Annotated in this window: 16 protein-coding genes; 6 read left to right on the top strand and 10 right to left on the bottom strand. The window is 60.6% G+C overall.

Annotated elements, in window-relative coordinates:
- The first annotated feature begins 5 nt into the window (after window positions 1–5).
- The 4 genes from recN (at window position 6) to DD235_RS06865 (ending at window position 5,389) form a co-directional block, all read left to right on the top strand.
- A complete protein-coding gene (gene recN / locus DD235_RS06880; RefSeq protein WP_109061317.1) occupies window positions 6–1,655 on the top strand; it encodes a DNA repair protein RecN in 1,650 nt (549 codons plus the stop codon).
- Window positions 1,656–2,278: 623 nt separating this feature from the next.
- A complete protein-coding gene (locus DD235_RS06875) occupies window positions 2,279–2,707 on the top strand; it encodes an outer membrane protein assembly factor BamE (RefSeq protein ID WP_109061316.1) in 429 nt (142 codons plus the stop codon).
- A gap of 16 nt (window positions 2,708–2,723) precedes the next feature.
- Window positions 2,724–3,515 carry a 4-hydroxy-tetrahydrodipicolinate reductase gene (gene dapB / locus DD235_RS06870; protein WP_109061315.1) on the top strand — a complete coding sequence of 264 codons (792 nt, stop codon included), beginning with the start codon at window positions 2,724–2,726 and terminating at the stop codon, window positions 3,513–3,515.
- 155 nt (window positions 3,516–3,670) lie between these two features.
- Window positions 3,671–5,389 (top strand): mechanosensitive ion channel family protein, encoded by a 1,719-nt coding sequence (locus tag DD235_RS06865; protein WP_109061314.1) that lies wholly within the window; start codon window positions 3,671–3,673, stop codon window positions 5,387–5,389.
- Between the two features lie 3 nt (window positions 5,390–5,392).
- Here DD235_RS06865 and DD235_RS06860 read toward each other — a convergent pair whose 3' ends face one another.
- From DD235_RS06860 to DD235_RS06825, 8 genes are all read right to left on the bottom strand, one after another.
- Window positions 5,393–6,121, bottom strand: coding sequence for a glutamine amidotransferase (locus DD235_RS06860; protein WP_109061313.1), 729 nt, complete (start codon window positions 6,119–6,121; stop codon window positions 5,393–5,395).
- Complete coding sequence (gene mog, locus DD235_RS06855; RefSeq protein WP_109061312.1) at window positions 6,118–6,744, bottom strand: molybdopterin adenylyltransferase; 627 nt, start codon at window positions 6,742–6,744, stop codon at window positions 6,118–6,120. Before mog ends, DD235_RS06860 begins: the two co-directional genes overlap by 4 nt.
- 105 nt (window positions 6,745–6,849) lie before the next feature.
- On the bottom strand, window positions 6,850–7,785 hold the full coding sequence (locus DD235_RS06850) for an AEC family transporter (RefSeq protein ID WP_109061311.1): 936 nt from the start codon (window positions 7,783–7,785) through the stop codon (window positions 6,850–6,852).
- A gap of 257 nt (window positions 7,786–8,042) precedes the next feature.
- On the bottom strand, window positions 8,043–9,395 hold the full coding sequence (nhaA, locus tag DD235_RS06845) for a Na+/H+ antiporter NhaA (RefSeq protein ID WP_109061310.1): 1,353 nt from the start codon (window positions 9,393–9,395) through the stop codon (window positions 8,043–8,045).
- Window positions 9,396–9,565: 170 nt separating this feature from the next.
- Window positions 9,566–10,450 (bottom strand): aromatic amino acid DMT transporter YddG, encoded by an 885-nt coding sequence (gene yddG, locus DD235_RS06840; protein WP_109061309.1) that lies wholly within the window; start codon window positions 10,448–10,450, stop codon window positions 9,566–9,568.
- 8 nt (window positions 10,451–10,458) lie between these two features.
- Window positions 10,459–11,091, bottom strand: a complete 633-nt coding sequence (locus DD235_RS06835) for a TetR/AcrR family transcriptional regulator (protein WP_109061308.1) — start codon at window positions 11,089–11,091, stop codon at window positions 10,459–10,461.
- Window positions 11,092–11,097: 6 nt separating this feature from the next.
- Entirely contained in the window at window positions 11,098–11,679 is a 582-nt protein-coding gene (locus DD235_RS06830) for an NAD(P)H-dependent oxidoreductase (protein WP_109061307.1), read from the bottom strand.
- 318 nt (window positions 11,680–11,997) lie between these two features.
- Entirely contained in the window at window positions 11,998–12,546 is a 549-nt protein-coding gene (locus DD235_RS06825) for a DMT family transporter (RefSeq protein WP_109061306.1), read from the bottom strand.
- A gap of 101 nt (window positions 12,547–12,647) precedes the next feature.
- Between DD235_RS06825 and DD235_RS06820 the strand changes: the two genes are divergently transcribed.
- Window positions 12,648–13,550: a LysR family transcriptional regulator gene (locus DD235_RS06820; RefSeq protein ID WP_109061305.1), complete on the top strand. Its 903-nt coding sequence runs from the start codon at window positions 12,648–12,650 to the stop codon at window positions 13,548–13,550.
- 306 nt (window positions 13,551–13,856) lie between these two features.
- Window positions 13,857–15,569: an amidohydrolase gene (locus tag DD235_RS06815; protein ID WP_109061304.1), complete on the top strand. Its 1,713-nt coding sequence runs from the start codon at window positions 13,857–13,859 to the stop codon at window positions 15,567–15,569.
- Window positions 15,570–16,006: 437 nt separating this feature from the next.
- Here DD235_RS06815 and DD235_RS06810 read toward each other — a convergent pair whose 3' ends face one another.
- Window positions 16,007–18,088, bottom strand: coding sequence for a DEAD/DEAH box helicase (locus DD235_RS06810; RefSeq protein WP_094771177.1), 2,082 nt, complete (start codon window positions 18,086–18,088; stop codon window positions 16,007–16,009).
- Window positions 18,085–18,939 (bottom strand): HamA C-terminal domain-containing protein, encoded by an 855-nt coding sequence (locus DD235_RS06805; RefSeq protein WP_146193451.1) that lies wholly within the window; start codon window positions 18,937–18,939, stop codon window positions 18,085–18,087. Before DD235_RS06805 ends, DD235_RS06810 begins: the two co-directional genes overlap by 4 nt.
- Window positions 18,940–19,113: the final 174 nt, after the last annotated feature.

Raw genomic sequence — 19,113 nt, 5'->3', positions numbered from 1 at the left:
TGCCTATGCTGCGCGCGCTGCATGTCCGTGATTTTGTCATCGTCGAACAGACCGACCTCGAGTTCGATGCAGGCTTTACCGTTTTCTCGGGCGAAACAGGCGCAGGCAAGTCCATCCTGATCGACGCGCTGGCGCTTGCGCTGGGCGAACGGGCCGATGCCGGCAGCATCCGCGAAGGTGCCGAGCGCGCCGACATCAGTGCCGAATTCGACACACCCGACAGCGCCCATGACTGGCTTGATGCCCAGGGCCATGAGCGCGAGCCCACACTGCTGCTGCGTCGCACAATCGACCGCCAGGGGCGCAGCCGCGCCTTCATCAACGGCACACCGGCCACGGCCAGCCAACTGCGCGAGCTGAGCGACCTGCTGATCGACATCCACGGCCAGCATGCCCACCAGCGCCTGCTGCGCACCGACGCCCAGCGCGACATGCTCGACGCCCACGGCCAATTGCAACCGCAGGTACTGGCCGTGCAACAGGCCTGGCAGCACTGGCAGGCACTGCAGGCCCGGCTCGACACGCTCGAACGCGACGCCGGCGCACTGGCCCAGGAGCAAGAACAACTGCAGTGGCAGATCGACGAGCTCGACGCCCTGGCGCTGCAACCCGATGAGTGGGCGGCACTGCAAACCGAACAGCAGCGCCTGGCGCATGCCCAGACGCTGATCGAAGGCATTACCCACGCCCTGGCCGCGCTCGACCAGGACGACATGGCCATCCACAGCCAGTTGGCCAGCATCGTGCAGCGCATCGGCCATCTGGTCCGCCACGACGCCCGCCTCGAACCCATCCGCGAAACCCTGGAGTCAGCCCGCATTGCCGTGGCCGAGTCGGTCTCCGACCTCAACGGCTACCAGGACCGTCTGGAACTCGACCCGGGCCGACTGGCCGAGGCCGAGGCCAGGATGGGCCGCATCTTCGACCTGGCCCGCAAATACCGCGTCGAACCGGACGACCTGCCCAAATTGCTGGAAGAACTGCAAGGCCGCCTTGATGATCTGGGTCAGGCCCAGGACATCGAGGCCCTGCGTACCCAAGCGCAATCCGCGCACGACAGCTACGACAGCTTGGCACAGGCCCTGTCTGTGGCACGCCGCAAGGCCGCCGACGATCTCGGCAAGCAGGTCACCCGTGCCATGCAGACGTTGGCCATGTCCGGCAGCCGCTTCGAGGTGGCTCTCGAACCCGCCAAGCCCGGCCCGCATGGCCTGGAAAGCACGGTGTTCCAAATCGCCGCCAATCAGGGCAGCACCACGCGCCCCCTGCACAAGGTCGCCTCGGGCGGCGAGCTGGCCCGTATCTCGCTGGCACTGTCCGTCATCGCCAGTCGGGCCGCACAGGTCCCCACGCTGATTTTCGACGAAGTCGACAGCGGCATCGGCGGTGCCGTCGCCGAAGTCGTGGGCCGCCTGCTGCGCGAACTGGGCAGCCGCCACCAGGTCCTGTGCGTCACGCACCTGCCACAGGTCGCCGCCTGCGGCCACGCCCATTACCTGGTCGGCAAGGCCCGCCGCAGTGGCACCGTCCGCTCCACCATCACCCCGCTCGACGCCCCCGCCCGCGTCGAAGAAATCGCCCGCATGCTGGGCGGTATCGACATCACCGCCACCACCCGCCAACACGCCCAGGAAATGCTGACGCGCGTATTTTAGGGAAAGGGGGTTCCTCTTTCTTATGACGCGCCCGTCAGGGCCGTGTGGGGTATGCCGCTCAAGCGGTCCGGCCCTCGGCCAGACTTCCCGTGGCAGGCAGGGATGGCCGGGCGGCGGGCAAAACTCGCCCCGGCCATGCCGGGGCTCAGACAGTGCCCACCGAAAACTCCCGACCATCCCTGCCTGCCACGGCGCTTTCGGACGGCACACCCCACACGGCCCTGACGGGCGCTCATGCTGGTGGTTTTTCCTCCTCTTCCGGGGCAAGGAGGGACAACCCTCGCTGCCATCCAGCCGGGAGGCCTGCCTGGTGAACGGGATAATGTGGCTGGGTCCCTGCGCTTTGCGCAGGGACTGCCCTGTGTTGCCGCCATGAAGCGGGCGGTGGGCGAACTCACCCCGGCGTTGCCGGGGTTCAGACAGCGCCCACCTTGTTTCCCGCTCCATGGCGGCAACACAGGCCAGCCTCAAATTCTCCCGTTCACCAGGCAGGCCTCCCGGCGGCTTGAATACGCAATCATTGCCCCCCCTACCCCCAATTCACCTGCGAGCAGCATCCCTTTTATGCTATGTTTGCGCCTGATATGTTTTTCCCACGCACTTTAAGTCGAGCGTCTGCTCCCATGAATCACTTTTTCGCCCGCGTTTCCTTCCGTCCCCTGGCAGCGGGACTGCTGATCGGCTGCCTGGCACTGACCGGTTGCTCATCTGGCAAATGGGGTTTCCCCTACCGGGCCGGCGTCCAGCAAGGCAACTGGATCACCAAGGAACAGGTCGATCTGCTGCGTACCGGCATGACGCGTGCGCAGGTTCGCTTTGCACTGGGCAGCTCCACGCTGACCAGCGCGCTGCACGCAGACCGCTGGGAATATCCGTACTATTATCAGCCGGGCTACGGCGAAGCACAGCACCGCATTTTCACCGTCTGGTTCGAAAACGACGTGCTGGTGCGCTGGGCCGGCGATCCTCAACCTGAACTGGAACCCTTCCAGCAGGCCAAGGAAGACGAAAAACTGGAAAAAGCAGCCGAAGAGGCCGCAGAGAACCAGTAAACACAAGGATTCTGCTATGCGTATCGCCATTGCTGGCGCCAGCGGCCGCATGGGCCGCATGCTGATCGAGGCCGTTCTGGCCGATCCCGAACTGACCCTGGCCGTGGCGCTCGACCGCAGCGGCAGCCCGGCGCTGGGCCAGGATGCCGGTGCTTTCCTGGGCCAGAACAGCGGGGTGCTGATGACCGACGACCTGTCGGCACTGGCCAACGCCGACTGCCTGATCGATTTCACCCGCCCCGAAGCCACCCTGGCCCACCTGCCGGTCTGTGCCGCACATGGCGTGCGCATGGTGATCGGCACCACGGGTTTTGACGAAGCCGGCAAGCAGGCCATCCAGGCCGCCTCCGAACGGACCGGGATCGTCTTCGCCCCCAACATGAGCATCGGCGTCAACGTCACGCTCAAGCTGCTCGAAACAGCCGCGAAGCTGCTGGACGATGGCTACGATATCGAAGTCTTCGAGGCACACCACAAGCACAAGGTCGATGCACCTTCCGGCACGGCCATCAAGATGGGCGAAGTCATCGCCGCTGCACGTGGCGAAAAACTCGAAGACGTGGCCACCTGGACCCGTCATGGCCTGACCGGCCCGCGCGAGCAGGACACCATCGGGTTCTCGGTCGTGCGCGGCGGTGACATCATCGGCGACCATACCGTCTTCTTCTGCGGTACCGGCGAGCGCATCGAAATCAGCCACCGCTCGGGCAGCCGGGCCGGCTACGTGCAAGGCAGCCTGCGCGCCGCCCGTTTCCTGCAGGCCCATCAGAACGGCCTGTTCGACATGCCTAAGGTGCTGGGCTTCTGACCCCGGGCCTCGCCCGACCGTCGCCGCCCACACGCGTTACCATCTTGCGTGCCTGGCACGCAGGATTTGCCCCTGATGCGGGCCAGCCCAGGCCAGGTTAACGCGCCTGCGCTTCCCGCAACGATTCGGCTCCACCATCACACAGAGGACAGATCTTGCGCAAATTTCTTCTGCTGCTCCTGATGGGGCTGTGTTCCGTGATATCCGTGGCACAGGCCGCAGAAGCCACACGGCCGCTGGAACCCATCAACCGCACGAGTCCCCGCGACACCTACCAGTCCTTCCTGGCAGCGGTGCAGCGGCTGGAACACGATTATGCGGCCTACGTGGCTGACAAGAGCAACGCCCAGGTACCGCAACTGCGTCGTGATTTGCAGCGCATCCGCAACGTGATGGACCTGGAAAACCTGCCGCCTGCCACGCGCGCCAAAATCGGCAATGCGGCCACCGGCTATCTGTACGACATCCTGGCCCGCCTGCCGCCTCTGGATCCAGCCAGTATCCCCGGCCCCGCCGAAGACGGCACCCTCGACGAACAGAAACTGCCCAGCCGCTGGACCGTTCCCGGTACGGATATTCAGATCGCCCGCGTCAGCGACGGCCCCTATGCCGGCGAATACCGCTTCACGCCGGAAAGCATCCAGCATCTGCGCGAGTATTACTTCAGCATTGTCGACCAGCCCGTCCTGAATCCGCGCATCTATCCGCTCATGCACCGAACGCAGATCAATGCCACCGGGCCGCTGATTCCGGATGCACTGGTCCTGAGCCTGCCGGAGAGTCTGACCGGCACCTATTATTTCGACGCCCCGCTCTGGAAAATCCTGGCTGTCGTCATCGTCATCCTGAGCGCGCTGCTGATCGCCGCACTCTGGGCCGTGACAGCCGTACGCCTGTCCCGACGCGCATCGCTGGCAGGACGCCGCTGGTGGCAACTGACCATTCCCCTGGTCATCCTCGCGCTGTTTTCTTTCAGCGAATGGTTCATCGTTGTCCAGATCAACCCGGCCGGCCTGTTCGCCACCTCGGAAAGCATTTTCGTGTCCGTGGTGTCATACCTGACCTGGGCCTGGGCAGCATGGCGGTTCATCTACTTCATCGTGGATGCCATCATCAGCTCGCCGCGCATTCCGGAGAACAGCTACGACGCACACTTGCTGCGGCTGATCGCCCGCATCGCGTCGCTTGGCACCGTCTGCATCATCCTCATCAACGGAGCCAACGAGATCGGCATTCCGGCGTTGGGGCTGGTGGCCGGCCTGGGCGTGGGGGGCTTTGCGCTGGCACTGGCCTCGCAATCCACCATCGAGAACCTCTTCGGCGGCCTGTCCCTGTTCGCCGACCGCCCTTTCCGGGTAGGCGAAAGCATCAAATTCGGCGACCAGACTGCCAAGGTGGAACGCATCGGGCCGCGCTCGAGCCGCCTGCGAGCCCGCAATGGCACGCTCTGTACCGTCCCCAATGCCGACCTTGCCAGGATGCACATCGTCAACTACTCGATGCGCTCGCAGTGCTACATGGATCAGCACATTTTCCTGCGCGGAGACAGCCAGCCCGATGCTGTCCGGCTACTGCTGGAGCGCCTGCGCGCCCTGTTGCTTGCCGAACCGCTGCTCGAACAGGACAAAGGCTGGCCGACCGTGCGCATCATCGGCACACGGGACGGCCACATCGAACTCTGGGTCCGGGCCAATGTCCTGACTTCGGAGTACGACGTCTTCCTGGAAATCCAGGAACGCATTCTGTTGAGCCTGCTGGATATGCTGCGCGAACTTGACCTGAAACTGGGGCGTCCCCTTGATGCCGCAGCAGTCGATATGCCGCCAGCATCCCCTCAAGGCATCGAGGCAGCACCGACGCAAAAGACCTGGTAGGGATCACCCTTCCAGGTAGCGCCCCACGAACTGCGTCAGCAACGAGCGCGCCTGGGGTGTATCCTGCAGCGCATTCTCCAGCCCGGCGACGTCCAGGCCCTGCCCCTGCAAGGCCTCACGGCGCACACCGATGATCGCACCCAATTCGACCACCGTCATTTCCGGGTGAAACTGACTGGACATGGCCCGTTCGCCATAACGAATGATCTGGTGTGCATCATGATCCGACTCCGCCAGCCGCACGGCACCGGCCGGCATGCGCCGCACGCTCTGGTAATGCGTCAGTTGCGCCGGGAAGCTCGCCGGCAGGTGTGACAGCATGGGATCGGCCGATGCGCCGGGCAGCAGGCTGACCGTGCGCGTCCCGATCTCGATGCCCTCGGGGTGATCGGCCACCTCGCCGCCCAGGGCGTGGGCCATCAACTGGTGTCCGTAGCACACCCCCAGCAAGGGAAAATCACTGGCAACGGCTTCGCGGATCCAGCCGGCCACGGCTTCGCTCCAGGGCGCGCGGTCGGTCACCATCGCCCAGGAACCGCTGATCACGCCCACGGCATAACGGTTTTTCCAGTCCTGCGGCACCGTTTCACCCTCGAACACGCGCAGCACATCGACCTGCGCGCCTTGCGTCCCCAGCGCCCGGCGAAACCAGTCCGGCACATTGCCACCAGCGGCCGTCTGCACTGGTGCTGGTGCATCACCGGCTTGCAACAGCAAGACGCGCCGGGTCATGACGCCCTCCGGGCCGACTTGGGACGAAACGCCGCCACGACCTCGGGCCGGGTTTCGGCATACGGCCCGCCAATCAGGTCAATGCAATAAGGCACGGCGGCAAACACCCCCGGCACGACCACTGCGCCCTGCTCGTCACGCAGGCCTTCCAGTGTTTCACGGATCGCCTTGGGCTGGCCCGGAAGGTTGAGGATCAGCGCAGCATGGTCATCGGTTTCGCGCAGCACACCCACCTGGCGCGACAGGATCGCCGTCGGCACGAAACGCAGGCTGATCTGCCGCATCTGCTCGCCAAAACCGGGCATCTCCCGCGTCGCCACGGCCAACGTGGCCTCGGGCGTCACATCGCGACGTGCCGGGCCTGTGCCGCCGGTAGTCAGCACCAGGTCGCAGCCCAGCTCATCGACCAGTTCGACCAGCGCCGCCGAGATCCGTGCAGGTTCATCGGGCACCAGCCTGGACACACACTGCGGTGCGACCGTCAGCGCCTGCGCCAGCCACGACTGCAGCGAAGGAATGCCTTCATCGACATACACCCCTGCCGAAGCCCGATCCGAAACCGAAACCAGACCGACCAGCAGCTGGTCGGGGTGCGTGCGCGTCAAGCGCTGTGCCTTGCTCATGATGCCCTGCTCCTGAAAATCGTACCTGCGCATTGTACGCAGGCGCAGCCCGCCGCAACAGCTGCCCCGCAGCGTCCGTCAGATGCATATGCCCCAATCGGAAGATCAGGCCGGTGCCAGCAGAAAAGCCGCCATTGTCACCACGGACAACAGCGTGCTCACACCCAGGATGGATGCCATTTCCTTCTCGGCCACGTGGTACTGCACGGCAAGGATCACGCACATGGATGCCGTCGGAATCGCCAATGTGATGACCGACATGCGCAGGGCATCCGTGTCCATCCCCATCCACAGCCCGATGGCCAGCGCCGCAGCCGGTATCACGACATTGCGGACGACCACCGCCCACGCCACCGTGCGGCTCAGGGAAATCCGATAGGAAAACAGAATCACGCCCGAGGCAAACAGCGCCACGCCGCCGGTCGCACTGCCCAGCAACTGCAGGGACGTCCGGATCTGGCCCGGCAGGCGCACATCCAGGATCAACAGCACAAAAGCCAGCACGGGAGCCCAGACAATCGGCTCGCGCAGCGTCTTATTGAACATGTCGACCGGCGTATCCTGGGGTTCGTTTTCATCCTCGTTGGCATCCCGGGAGAGAACGAACAGCGTGGCCGGCACCTGCACCAGATTCATGACCAGGCCGCACAGTGCCACCGGCACCGCACTGATGCCGCCATACAGTTCGCCCAGTACAGGCATACCGACAAAAGGGGCCGCCGGGCCGGAAACAGCCAGCGCCAGCAAGGCCGCCGTCTTGATATCCCGCCCGAACACCTTGTGTGCCAGCACGAAGACCAGCGCATAGCTGGCCGTCATGCAGATCGCCAGCAAAGCCGCCATGGGCCCCTGCGCCAGCAACTGGGCACGCTCAATCCCCATCATGCCGGCGAACAGGGTCAGCGGCAGCGCATAGAGCATGACCATGCGATTGAGCACGCCCCCCTGACTGGCATTGAAGTCATGGTGCCAGCCCGCGAAATAGCCAAGGCTCAACGTCACGACTATCGGCAGCAGCGCAGCAACGACAGTATCTATCATGATGCCCCCAGGATTTGGGCAAATTTAGGTGAACAACCGGAATCCGGTTGGATGGAACGAGGCCGACGGAACCGCACGCTCAGTGGCGGCACACGCGGGAGAACACGCGTTGACGACTTACAGCTCATGAGCCAACGTGTAATGAATACATAAATCTGAAATGCAAAGTTACATAACAGCCAGACGACTGTCAATGATGGGAGACAAGTGTCATCTCCTTTTCGAACTCGTACCAAAGCAGGCGAGTACGGATGCATTCAGCGCGTGCGCAAGCTGCGTGCGTAGAGCCTCCCGATCAACAGGCCCAGCACCACTGCGACCAGGGAGCCCAGCAGCACACCCAGCTTGGCCGCCCCCAGCATCTGCTCATCCACAAAGGCCAGCATGGCAATGAAAATCGACATCGTAAAACCGATACCAGCCAACATGCCGATCAGGCCAATACCCTGCCAGGTCACACCCGGCGGTAAACGGCACCAGCCCAGCCTGACCACCAGCCAACTGACCCCGATCACACCTACCGGCTTGCCCAACACCAGGGCCAGCGCCACGCCAGCCATGACCCACTGTGGGCCCTCGGCCGACAGATCGATACCATCCAGGCTGACACCCGCATTGGCCAGGGCAAACAGCGGCATCACCCCATAAGCCACCCAGGGATGCAGCGCTATCTGCACGCGAGACACTGGCGGCAGCATTTCGCGCTGGGCACGGCGCAGCTCGTGCAACGGGTGCGCAATATTCGACACGCTCTTGCTGGCCCCGCCATCGAGCCACAGTAGATCACGAGCCACGCGCTGGATCATGTCCTGTGGACGTTCACGCATCAACACCGGCACCACCGGTGCCATCAACCCCAGCACCACACCGGCCAGTGTGGGATGCGCGCCCGTGACCAGCAATCCAATCCAGACCACAGCCCCCGGAATGACATATGCATAGGCCGAACCGATACCGATCCGCTGCAAACCCAGCACCATCAGGAGACCCACGCCGGCAATCAGAAAGCCCGTGTAGTCCAGGCCCCCCGTGTAGAAAAACGCAATGATCAGTACAGCCATGATGTCGTCGATGATCGCCAGTGCCAGCAGGAACACCCGCACATTGCCGGGTATCGAACGCCCCAGCAACGCCAGTACCCCGACCGCAAAGGCAATGTCGGTCGCCGTCGGCACTGCCCAGCCACCTTGGCGGGCAGGATCACTGTTGAGCGCCAGGTAGAACAGCGCCGGCACCACCACACCACCCAGGGCCGCCACGATGGGCAGCGCGGCCTGACGAAAGTCGCTCAAGGCACCTTCATGGATTTCACGCCGGATCTCCATGCCGACCACCAGAAAGAAGATGGTCATCAATGCATCGTTGATCCAGAAATGCAGGGTCTGGGAAAAAATATATTCCCCGACCCCGATGGTCAACTGCGCATGCCACAGGGCATGGTAGCTGTCAGCCCAGGCGGAATTGGCCCAGATCAGGGCAATAGCCGCCGCCGCCAGCAGCACAATGCCGCTGACCGCCTCGATATGAAGAAAACGCTCCAGCGTGGAAAAGGCTCGCTCGGCCAATTGCTGCGCGCGCGGCAGTGCCTGCCGTGAAGAAGGATGGGACATGGTCGCACTTCGCTCCGCGTGGCGGCCCGACCAGCGCATGAACCTGTCCCGCCGCAGAATGCGGCTAACACCCTATTACGCGATATTACACGAAGATAACCATGAAATCGATCTCATACCTTCCTCCTGGCTTGCTGATCACGAGATCAGCGCATCGCTGGCACAGGCTCCTAACGCCTGCGCGTCGCCAGCCAGCACAGCACCGACCCCAGGCAGACCATCGCCGCGCCCTGCCAGAAAGACAACGACAGTGGCGTGCGTAGCACCAGTGCCGCCAGCGCAGCAGACAGGACCGGAATGAAATACGACGCCCCGGCCAGCACCGTGACATTGCCATGCAGGATACCCACATTCCACGCGGCATAGCCAAACCCCATGGCTGCCGCCGCCAGCAACAGGTAGACAATAGCCGAGCTGCTGAACACCATCGGTTCGGCCCCCATGGCCAGGTACTTGATCCACAGTGCCGCCGCCGTCAGCATGAAAAACAGCGTGACACCGTTCTTGCCCTCGGCAATGCGTGCGGTCACCGTGCAATAGACAGCCCAGATAATCGCGCCCGTCAGGGCCAGGCCATAGCTCAGCGGGTTGTCCCGGACATTCTCCAGCATGACGGCAAAATCCAGCCCCTGGTCACCCCCCAGCACCCAGCAGATACCGGCAATGGCCAGCAGGAATCCGGGCACGATCAGCCAGTTCGAGCGCTGCCCGTTGAACACGATCGCACAAACCATGGTCAACGCCGGCCAGAGATAATTCACCATCCCGACCTCGATGGCCTGCCTGCCGGTATTGGCGTAGCCGATGGACAGCGCCAGGCACAGCTCGTACGACGTAAACAACACGCTGCCCCAGAACAGATAGCGCCGGGGAAATGTCCGCACCCTGGAAAAACCGACAGTCAGCACCAGAAACACCGATGCCACGGTATAAATCATGGCAGCCCCACCCGTCGCGCCCAGGCTTTCGCTGACACTGCGGATCAGGCCAACGATGGCGCTCCACAGCAGGACGGCGGTCAGGCCGATCAGGGTGGCGTTTTTTCTGCTTTGCATGGGCCGCTTCAATCCACTTGTGGCTGACTGCGCCGGATCATGGACAGCATCGTGTCATATAGTTCGGCGCAGGCCTGCGCCTCATTGATGTCACCCGTCACAGCCGCACAGGCCAGAGCATCGGCGGCACCCAGCATCGCCCACAGGCTGGCCGCCGCCAGTCCCTGCGGACCCACGAATGGGGCAAAAGTCTCGCGGCACCGGTCAAGAAATCGCAGCTGACACTGCCGCTTCATGACAGCCAGCTCCGGCGACCCTTCAAGCGCAGCCAGCACGCCTGGAATCTCCCGTCCTTCGGTCAGCACGCATGTGATATAGCCACAGGCGATGGTGCGGATCAGGTCTTCCAGGTTCTGCTGGCCGTCGGCAAGTGCCGTCTCGAAAAGCGTGTCATGCCGGATGTCATAGTCGCGGTAGAGTGCCGCGAGCAGGCCTTGCCGCGTTCCGAAATGATCGTAGACGGTCGGCTTGGTGATGCCCGCCGCCTCGGCCAGGTGCCCCAGCGTCAGCGCATCCGTGCCTTCGGTACGGATGATCTCCAGCGCCACGTCCAGCAATTGCCTCAGGCGATCGGCCCGTGACATCCGCTTGCGCACCGGCGCATGTTCCGGGACCTCGGACTCGGGCATCTGATCCGGCATGTTCGTTCACTCCTTTTGGACAATACGGCGGCCCAGCGCCTGCGCCTCCTCGAAATGCGCCTGCGGAAAGCCAGCTTCCGCCAGGGAGAATAGCTCGGATGACTGCACTTGCGCGCCGCAGTAGCCAAAAATTCCATGGTCGATCTGCGTACGCATGGCACCGAAATATCCATGCCGGGCATACGTGCGCATATCGGCTGCGCCGATAGCGACCGAATGCACCCGCAACCGGCCCAGCAATCCCCTGGGGCCGTCATCATAAGCCCATCCTTCGGTAAATACCCGGTCTATCCAGCCCTTGAGCAGTGCGGGAAACGACCACCAGTAGATGGGATAGACCAGCACCAGCGCATCGGCCCGATCCACCCGCGCCTGTTCGGCCGCGACATCGACCGACACCTGACCCGGCTGGCGGAATGCCGCCAGATCGGCATCGCTATATCGAGGGTCGAAGCCTTCGGCGGCAAGATCGGCGATCTCGACGGAATGTTGCGGCCCCGCGGTGGCAATCCCCCGGGCCACCTGCGCCGCAATAGCGTGCGTCAGCGAATCGGGCGAAGGATGCGCCACGACAATCAATACATGCATGATGAACTCCTGTTCAGCATCGAAAAACCCGGGAACGGGCCAGGATGCCTTTGATATCGGCGTAACACTGCAGCACCGTCCGAACACCGGTTGTCGGGCATCTGCACTGCAATCGTTATGTACTAATAGCAGCATACCTTTAGTATATAACGATTGATGGAGCCAGAAGCAGAACTGGATGATCTTCGGGCTGGGTGCCGAAGCCCAGTTGGGCAGGGGCTCGCTGCAGATCATGGGCAACACCACGACTGAAACGGATGGCCTGCGTCATTGGGGCAGCATCACATATCGGTTGCCGCTCCAAGCCGCCACACGTTTTCAGCGAGCAACAGGCCGATGCTGGGCTTGCGCTCGCTGCGCGGCTACCGCATCAGCCCCTTCTCCGGATAGAGGCAGCGCTGCCCGACGATCCAGCCCCTGGATCAGAAACACCCCCACAAGCATCAGCACGACACCCGCAATACGCGGCACGGTCAAAGGCCTTGTCGCCAGCCCCATCAGCCCGAAGTGATCCACCAGTACCGCCGCGACCATCTGGCCCGCCACCACGCAGACCAGGAACCCGCCTGCGCCGAGCCGGGGAATAACCGAGGCAGCCACCGCAACATACAGGGCACCGATGACGCCGCCGACCCATAGCCACCACGGCCCCTGCACGACACTGCCAAGATTGGGTGCAGGTACGCGAAAGACGGCCATCGTAGGCAAAATGACCAACAGGCTGACGCACAGCGAGATCAACGCCCCCCACAGCGGACTGCCCATCAAACGCCCCACGGTGGCATTGGCTGTTGCCTGAAAAGGCAGTACCGCACCCGCCAGTAGCGCCATGGCCAAAGGGGCCAGGTATTCGATTCTGTTCAACATGGATTTGCTCCGTTCTGGCCTGCTTGATTGCCGACAGGAACATGCTGAGTCATGTGATAGATTTATGGAAATCGTTTATATGCACATGAATTATTCGCATCATGGATGAACTCAGACGGATTGACCTGAACCTTCTGCTGACGCTGCATGCCATTCTCATGGAAAAACACGTCAGCCGGGCTGCACTGCGCCTGCACAGAAGCCAGCCGGCCGTGAGCCATTCGCTGGCACAGTTGCGATCGCATTTTGATGACCCACTTCTGGTACGCAAGGGCGGAAAATTCGAACTGACGACACGCGCCGAAGCCCTGGTCACACCACTGAGCGAAGCCCTGTCGAGCCTGAACGCACTCATGGCCGCACCCGATTTCGACCCCGCCAAGGCCGAGCGCCGCTTTCGGCTGGCCCTGTCGGACTACGCGACCAGGGCCGTACTGCCCCGGTTGACGCAACATGTCCGACAATATGCACCGGGGATCGCCCTCATCATCAGCCAAGCCAGCCGGGAGGCCATGCTGGCTCAATTGATGGATGGAGAACTGGATCTGGCGCTGGGTATCTTCCCGAACGCGCCCGCCGCCATCACACAGCAAACCCTTTTCTGCGACAGGTTTGTTTGCGTGGCAGACAAGCACGTATTGCCGGAAAGTGGCGTCTTGACTCTGGATGAATGGCTGGCACGACCGCATGTGATGGTGTCGCTACGGCCAGATGCGAACGATGAAATCGAGCAGGCACTTGCGGCGATTGGCCGACGGCGACACCTGGGACTGGTCTTGCCTCACTGGGGCGCTGCGGTAGAGGCCATCGTGGGTACAGATCTGGTGCTGACCATTGCGCAGCGGGCTGTCGATGCATCACGCCTGCATTCTGATTTGAGGCTGTTTACGCCACCGATTGAACTGCCTGAATTTCAGTACCAGCAGGCCTGGCATGAACGCAGGTCGGGGGATGTGGTACATCGGTGGGTGCGGGAGGTGGTTTTGGGGGTGGGAGCTGAGTAGGGAGTACCGGGGTTGGGATTGAATCGGTATGCCTATCCGTGGAGGATTTTGAATTGGTGATTTACGGTGCTTCCACTGGGATTTCGGCATATTGAACGTTATCTATAAATCAAATGCAGGATCAATAGATACGTGTAAGCGGACACTCCCTTTATGCTCGCCTATGTGATGTGAACCCATGCAGTAGTTATGGCTACGATAGCGCGATGCAATAAAAATACGCGATGCAATAAAAATACATTTGGGAGCAAGGGAATGAACAAACGCATGCACACAGTAGCGGCACGATGCACCTTGATAGCAGGTATGCTGGCCGGAATGATGGGGACTGCACAGGCCACGCCAGACGTCATTTTCATAAATGCTCAGGTATTTACAGCCGATGCCGATCAACCATCTGCAGAGGCATTTTCCATTCAGGATGGTCGTATTCTGGCTGTGGGTGCGCAAGACGATGTTCTGACCCAGAAAGGGCCACAGACACAAGTCGTGGACCTTCAAGGCAAGCGTGTGCTGCCTGGGCTAATCGATGCGCACACTCATGCGGTTATCGGCGGGCTGGCCGCCTTGTCCCCCAACTTGCAAGACGAGGAGCTTGACATTGCCGAGGTGCAGTTGCGCGTGCAAGCCTGGGGCGAAGCAGCGGGCGGCGATGTAGCGCTACCCCTAGTGATCTTCGGCGTCAATCCAGGCACTTGGCGCAACCCTCAGGCACTGTCAACCGTCTTCGACACGGGCACGTGGACACACAAGCCCTTGCTACTGATGGGATCCGATCTACACACTGCCTGGGCCAATCGTGCCATGCGCAACAAAGCTGGCATTAACGCGGCCTATGTACGCAGCCTGACACCCGCAACACACCATACCGTGGGCGCAGATGCCAACGGCGAACCTGACGGCATTCTGGTGGACGCCGGGGTGGACAAGGTCACTCTGCAACTCCCCAGGCCCGACAACGCTGTATTGCTAGAGGCTGCGCGTTATGCCGTGCGTGCCAACAACCGTTATGGCATCACCGCATGGATGGACCCTGCCGCCAATGCAGGACCGGGAGAGGCCTTGTTCTCGCGCATGCCCGGCAGCACCGGTGTTGGCATATTGCCGGCTTATCGTGAATTGGCTAGGGTCGGAGAGATGACCGCGCACGTTGCAGCATTGCTGGTTGCCAGTCCGCAAAGCGATGCAGCAGACCTGGAACGCCTGGACACCGTACGCAAGCAATTCCAGGATACGCTCAACCTGACCCTGCCCGGCATCAAAATTTTTACCGATGGCGTGCTGGAATACCCAGCACAAAGCGCCGCCCTGCTGGGCGAATATGGCAACTCTGGCAAGCACGGCAACATGCTGTTGACCCGTCCACACTTACAAGCACTCGTGGATGCTGCTGACGCACGTGGTTGGCTGGTCCATATCCATGCTCTAGGCGATCGCGCCGTGCGCGAATCCCTGGATGCCTTCGAGTTCGCACGCAAACAGCGCAACAGCGGTCTGCCGCATTCCATTACCCATCTGCAATTGGTCGACGCCAAAGACTACCCGCGCTTTGCATCGCTGGGCGTGCTTGCCGTCATGCAATTGCATTGGGCAGAAATCGACAACTACCTGCTGGATCTGGTCAAACCCTACCTGAGTCACACGCAATTCCAGGACCAGTATCCAGCGCGATCATTGCAGGAAAATGGTGTCCTGATTGCGGGTGCAAGCGACTGGCCCATCTCAACCGCCAATCCCTGGGAGGCCATGCATAACGCCATGACACGCCAAGGTCCGGATGGCGGCCTGAATCCTGCCGAGCGCATGGACAGAACCAGCATGCTGCTGGCCTATACTCGCCACGCAGCGCAAGCCATCGGCCTAGCAGATAGCATCGGCACCTTGACCCCAGGCAAACAGGCCGACTTCATCATCGTGGACCGCGACGTGCTGGAAGTAGATGTAACGTCACTGGGTCAGACGCAGGTGCTAGAAACATACTTCGCAGGTCAGCGGGTTTATCAGGCCACTGACTTCTGACAGCGTCATCACGGTACAGCAGGAGAGTATCCATTGCCCAGAACTAGCCCGCTTTGCGGCGGGGGATTTTGAGTCGGTGATTTACAGTGTCTCTACAGGAAAATGGGGCGAATTCTAGCGTAGGTTGAAATAGGTAAAACTAGTTTCAAATCAGTAGGTTAGCGTATTCCACCTGAATTGGTGAAAACTGGACACTGTACCTGTACTGTACCGAAATTTCGGTGCAGTTGGGATGTCCTCTCCGATGACTGCGCTCGACCCAAAGCGGAAGTTCGGCTATTTGATTTCAATGTCGGATGCAGACTGGTGGCGGTCAGTCGGTCTGATGGGTGAGCCTGATCGCCTCAGGCAGAAGTTTAGGGTGATGCGTAAGAAGCACACATGCCATTCCGAACGCTGAACGGGCCTCGGATGCGGGCGCACTTCCATTTTTACCATCATTCCAAAGCCGCAAGAATCCACTTCCGTTCGAACGCTGTGAGGTGTTGCGAACCTTCTCGGGCAAGCCGCAGGAGCTTGTTCGCCAACCCATCTTTGTCTTCCCCTTTGTGGAAGCGCTCCGAGATCTGGATGGGAACTCCTTCCTCATCAAGATTCTTGAGTTCTTCTGGCTTGAACCAACGGCTGATTGACTGAATAAACAGGCTGTAATCGGCGCCCTGGGCATGCTGTTTCACAAACATTTCGACGACTGCGAAGTACTGCGGCAGACCATATTCGCAAGCCCTCAGAAACTTGAAGACGTTGTCATGAGCCTCAGGCTTGCCCTCGTATTTACCGTCGTAGGTGATCAGGAAGTGGCGCATCGAAGGCGCGAGGCGAAGAGCATTAATCAAGAAGGTTAGCTGCGATGGCGTGAACGCACCGAATTCGGTGGCACGACGAACCGAGCAGATCACTTCGACAACGGCAAAAATTTCGCCGTACTTCGGTACGCCGGACCAAACAAGAGCGGCTCTCCGACCCAAAGCCTTGGGGACTGCCTGCTTCAATGCCAAGGCAGCTTCGAGGCCGACAGCCGCTGCCAATCTCAATCCAGCGGCATCCAAGCCAAGCGCTATTTTCAGGCTCGCTACGCGCGTGTATGTCCCCTTTGTGGTTTCCTGCTCATCTAGCTGAACCACATAGTCGTCAGGCGCTTCATCTTGGTCGCCGAACAGAGTCGGGGCTACTGCGGTGAGCTCGTGCTGCGGCGGCTCGTTGAACAGGTATACCTGTCCGACATGATGCTCCCCGAGACGACCCGCGCGCCCTTTTATGTTGGAATAGGTAAAGAAGTCGTAGTCCGATCTGTTGATGCTCTTGTCAAAGATCAGCACCGTTTTTGCAGCGGTGTTCACCCCCTCAATAAGTGTCGAGGTGCAGAAAAGAACGGGCAGATCTTTCTGGTTGAACATGCGGACCATCTGTGAAGCAATCGCCCGAGGCAGTCTCCCGTGATGTACGCCGAATCCGAACCGGACTGTTTGGACGAGGGACCAGCCAGAACCAACGTTGTCCGACAGCCATTGCGCAAAGTCTGCGCTTCCGTCCGAAATCGCCATTTGTTCTGCAGCCCGGCTGGCCAGGCGGTTTGCTTTGTCTGGTGCAGATACGAACACCAAGGCAGGCCAGTGACGATCCTCCGCAATCTCGTCGAAGAGCCGCGCTTCCTTTTCGGCAACGCCGCCCAAGTCATATGTGTCGACCGCAACCGTAGAAAAGCGAGTCCTGAGGAACTCGAACTTCCAACGCCCTTCCCCCGAAAACCTCACGTCGTCAATGTTCGGCCCAAGGAAGAAGAACTGGTTTGACCTGTTCAGTAGTTTCGAAACCGCTGCATTGAGTGTGATGCTTCTTTCATCCCTCCTGTTCGGATCGAGCTTGTAGAACTCGTCCACAACGGTCAGGTCGAGCTTGCCTAAGTCGGTACGATTGATCAGCCGTTCTTGAGTGCCAAGGAAAATCGTCGCACTCCCCTCTGTTGGCTTGTCACCGGGGTGCATAATGAGCTCGAAGCGTTCGACAAAGCGTCTCTTCAGCCTGCGGCGGAACTCGTCAAGGAGTGCGATTGTCGGCAAGACAATCGCAACCCTAGAGTACTTTCCCGAGGCAAGCAGGGCATCAATCAGCAAGCTCTTTCCGAAGCTGGTTGGAGCACTGAGAATGAGGTTTCGGCCAGCCAGCAGGTCGTTCAGGGCTGCCACTTGTTCACGATGCAATGTCACACCATCCAGCTCCGGCACCGTGACAGTCTCAGCGACCAACAGATCCGCCGTTGCTGCGACATCTTTGTCGATGTAGTTCCATAGCCCTGTGGCGCGCGCTAAGGAACTCAGGGCCTCACGAAGGTCTTTTAGCTCGGGTTTTGAAGCAAATAGCTCTGCTAAGCGCGGCACGACTTCCAGCAAACGCGGATCTTCCGTGCCTTGTTCTTGAATGCTGGCAGCGGCTGTCTGAAGAATTCGAAACACTCGCCTTTTCAGTTCCGTATCTGACAGACTACGCAACTGTTGCCATTCGTCCTGTGAGATGTTCATGCCTGCAATCCCTTGAGGCGCTTGTCGAATGCTGCTGCCAGAGCCTCCTTGGAGCCGAGAGGGACGTAGATCAGCATTACTCTGATCTTCTCCAGGAGGCCTGACGCCTTCAACTTCGTGTTGAGTTTTTCAAGCTCTTGCCGGGCAGTGACAACGTACTGGGCATCATGAGACTTGTGACCTGCAACCGCGGGGCTGTCGGCCGCAATGCAGACCGGGAAAACGGCTGTCTCGAAAAGCTTGTCGATAGACGCGTTCTGCGAGAACAGCGCCCGAATTTCCTCGTACTGTGGAATGTTTCTTGAAATCTGCGGACCGAGAAGGAGTTTTTCGCTCTTTAGGAATCCAGCGTCGATGTGTGCGTTGACGGACTCTATGGCTGACGCAATGGCTTCATCTGAGTTCTTGTAGAACTTGGCCTCTCCCAGCCAAAGCTCGAATGCGTCGCCGTCTAAATATCTGACATGCACCATGTCGAACGATTTCACTACGTCATTGGACGCAGTGAGGTAGTGCACACGGGGGGCAAAGGGAACGGTGCCGAAGAAATCGCGGCAAATGGCATGGAGGGCTAATTCTCCGACCTCACCGCGCTTCTTGTAATTGTCGCTGGTGTAGATCCGGACAGCAGCTTGCTGAAGCCGCACATACATATTGGCGTGGCTGACGTTCAGTTCTTCTTCAGCGAGGGCGTAGTCAGCGATCCACTCCATGATGTGGGTCGCAAATGCATCGCAGCGCCACTCTTGAAGCTCGAAGCCGGCGCAATAAAGGGCTGTGCCGCCGTGCGCGTCTTTAGAGTCATAGAGACACGCAAGGAGCCGCTCCGGGAGGTTTGAGTACGCCTTCACAGAATTACTTTCCTCCTGTTCATACAAGTGTCATCACGCATTCCATGCCTGTCCCGATACCTACGACCTGTAACTGGCAGCAAGCGATCTCCAAAGCGGACGACGTCTCCGCGCGTAGCATTATGTATTTAATCCGGAACCTGCATTAGACACAGGTCTACCGGCGCCGGTCCT

It is taken from the genome of Corticimicrobacter populi, from assembly GCF_003123725.1.
Lineage (GTDB): Bacteria > Pseudomonadota > Gammaproteobacteria > Burkholderiales > Burkholderiaceae_B > Corticimicrobacter > Corticimicrobacter populi.
Note: the sequence above shows the minus strand (reverse complement) of the source record. Positions and strands in the feature narration are given on the sequence as shown.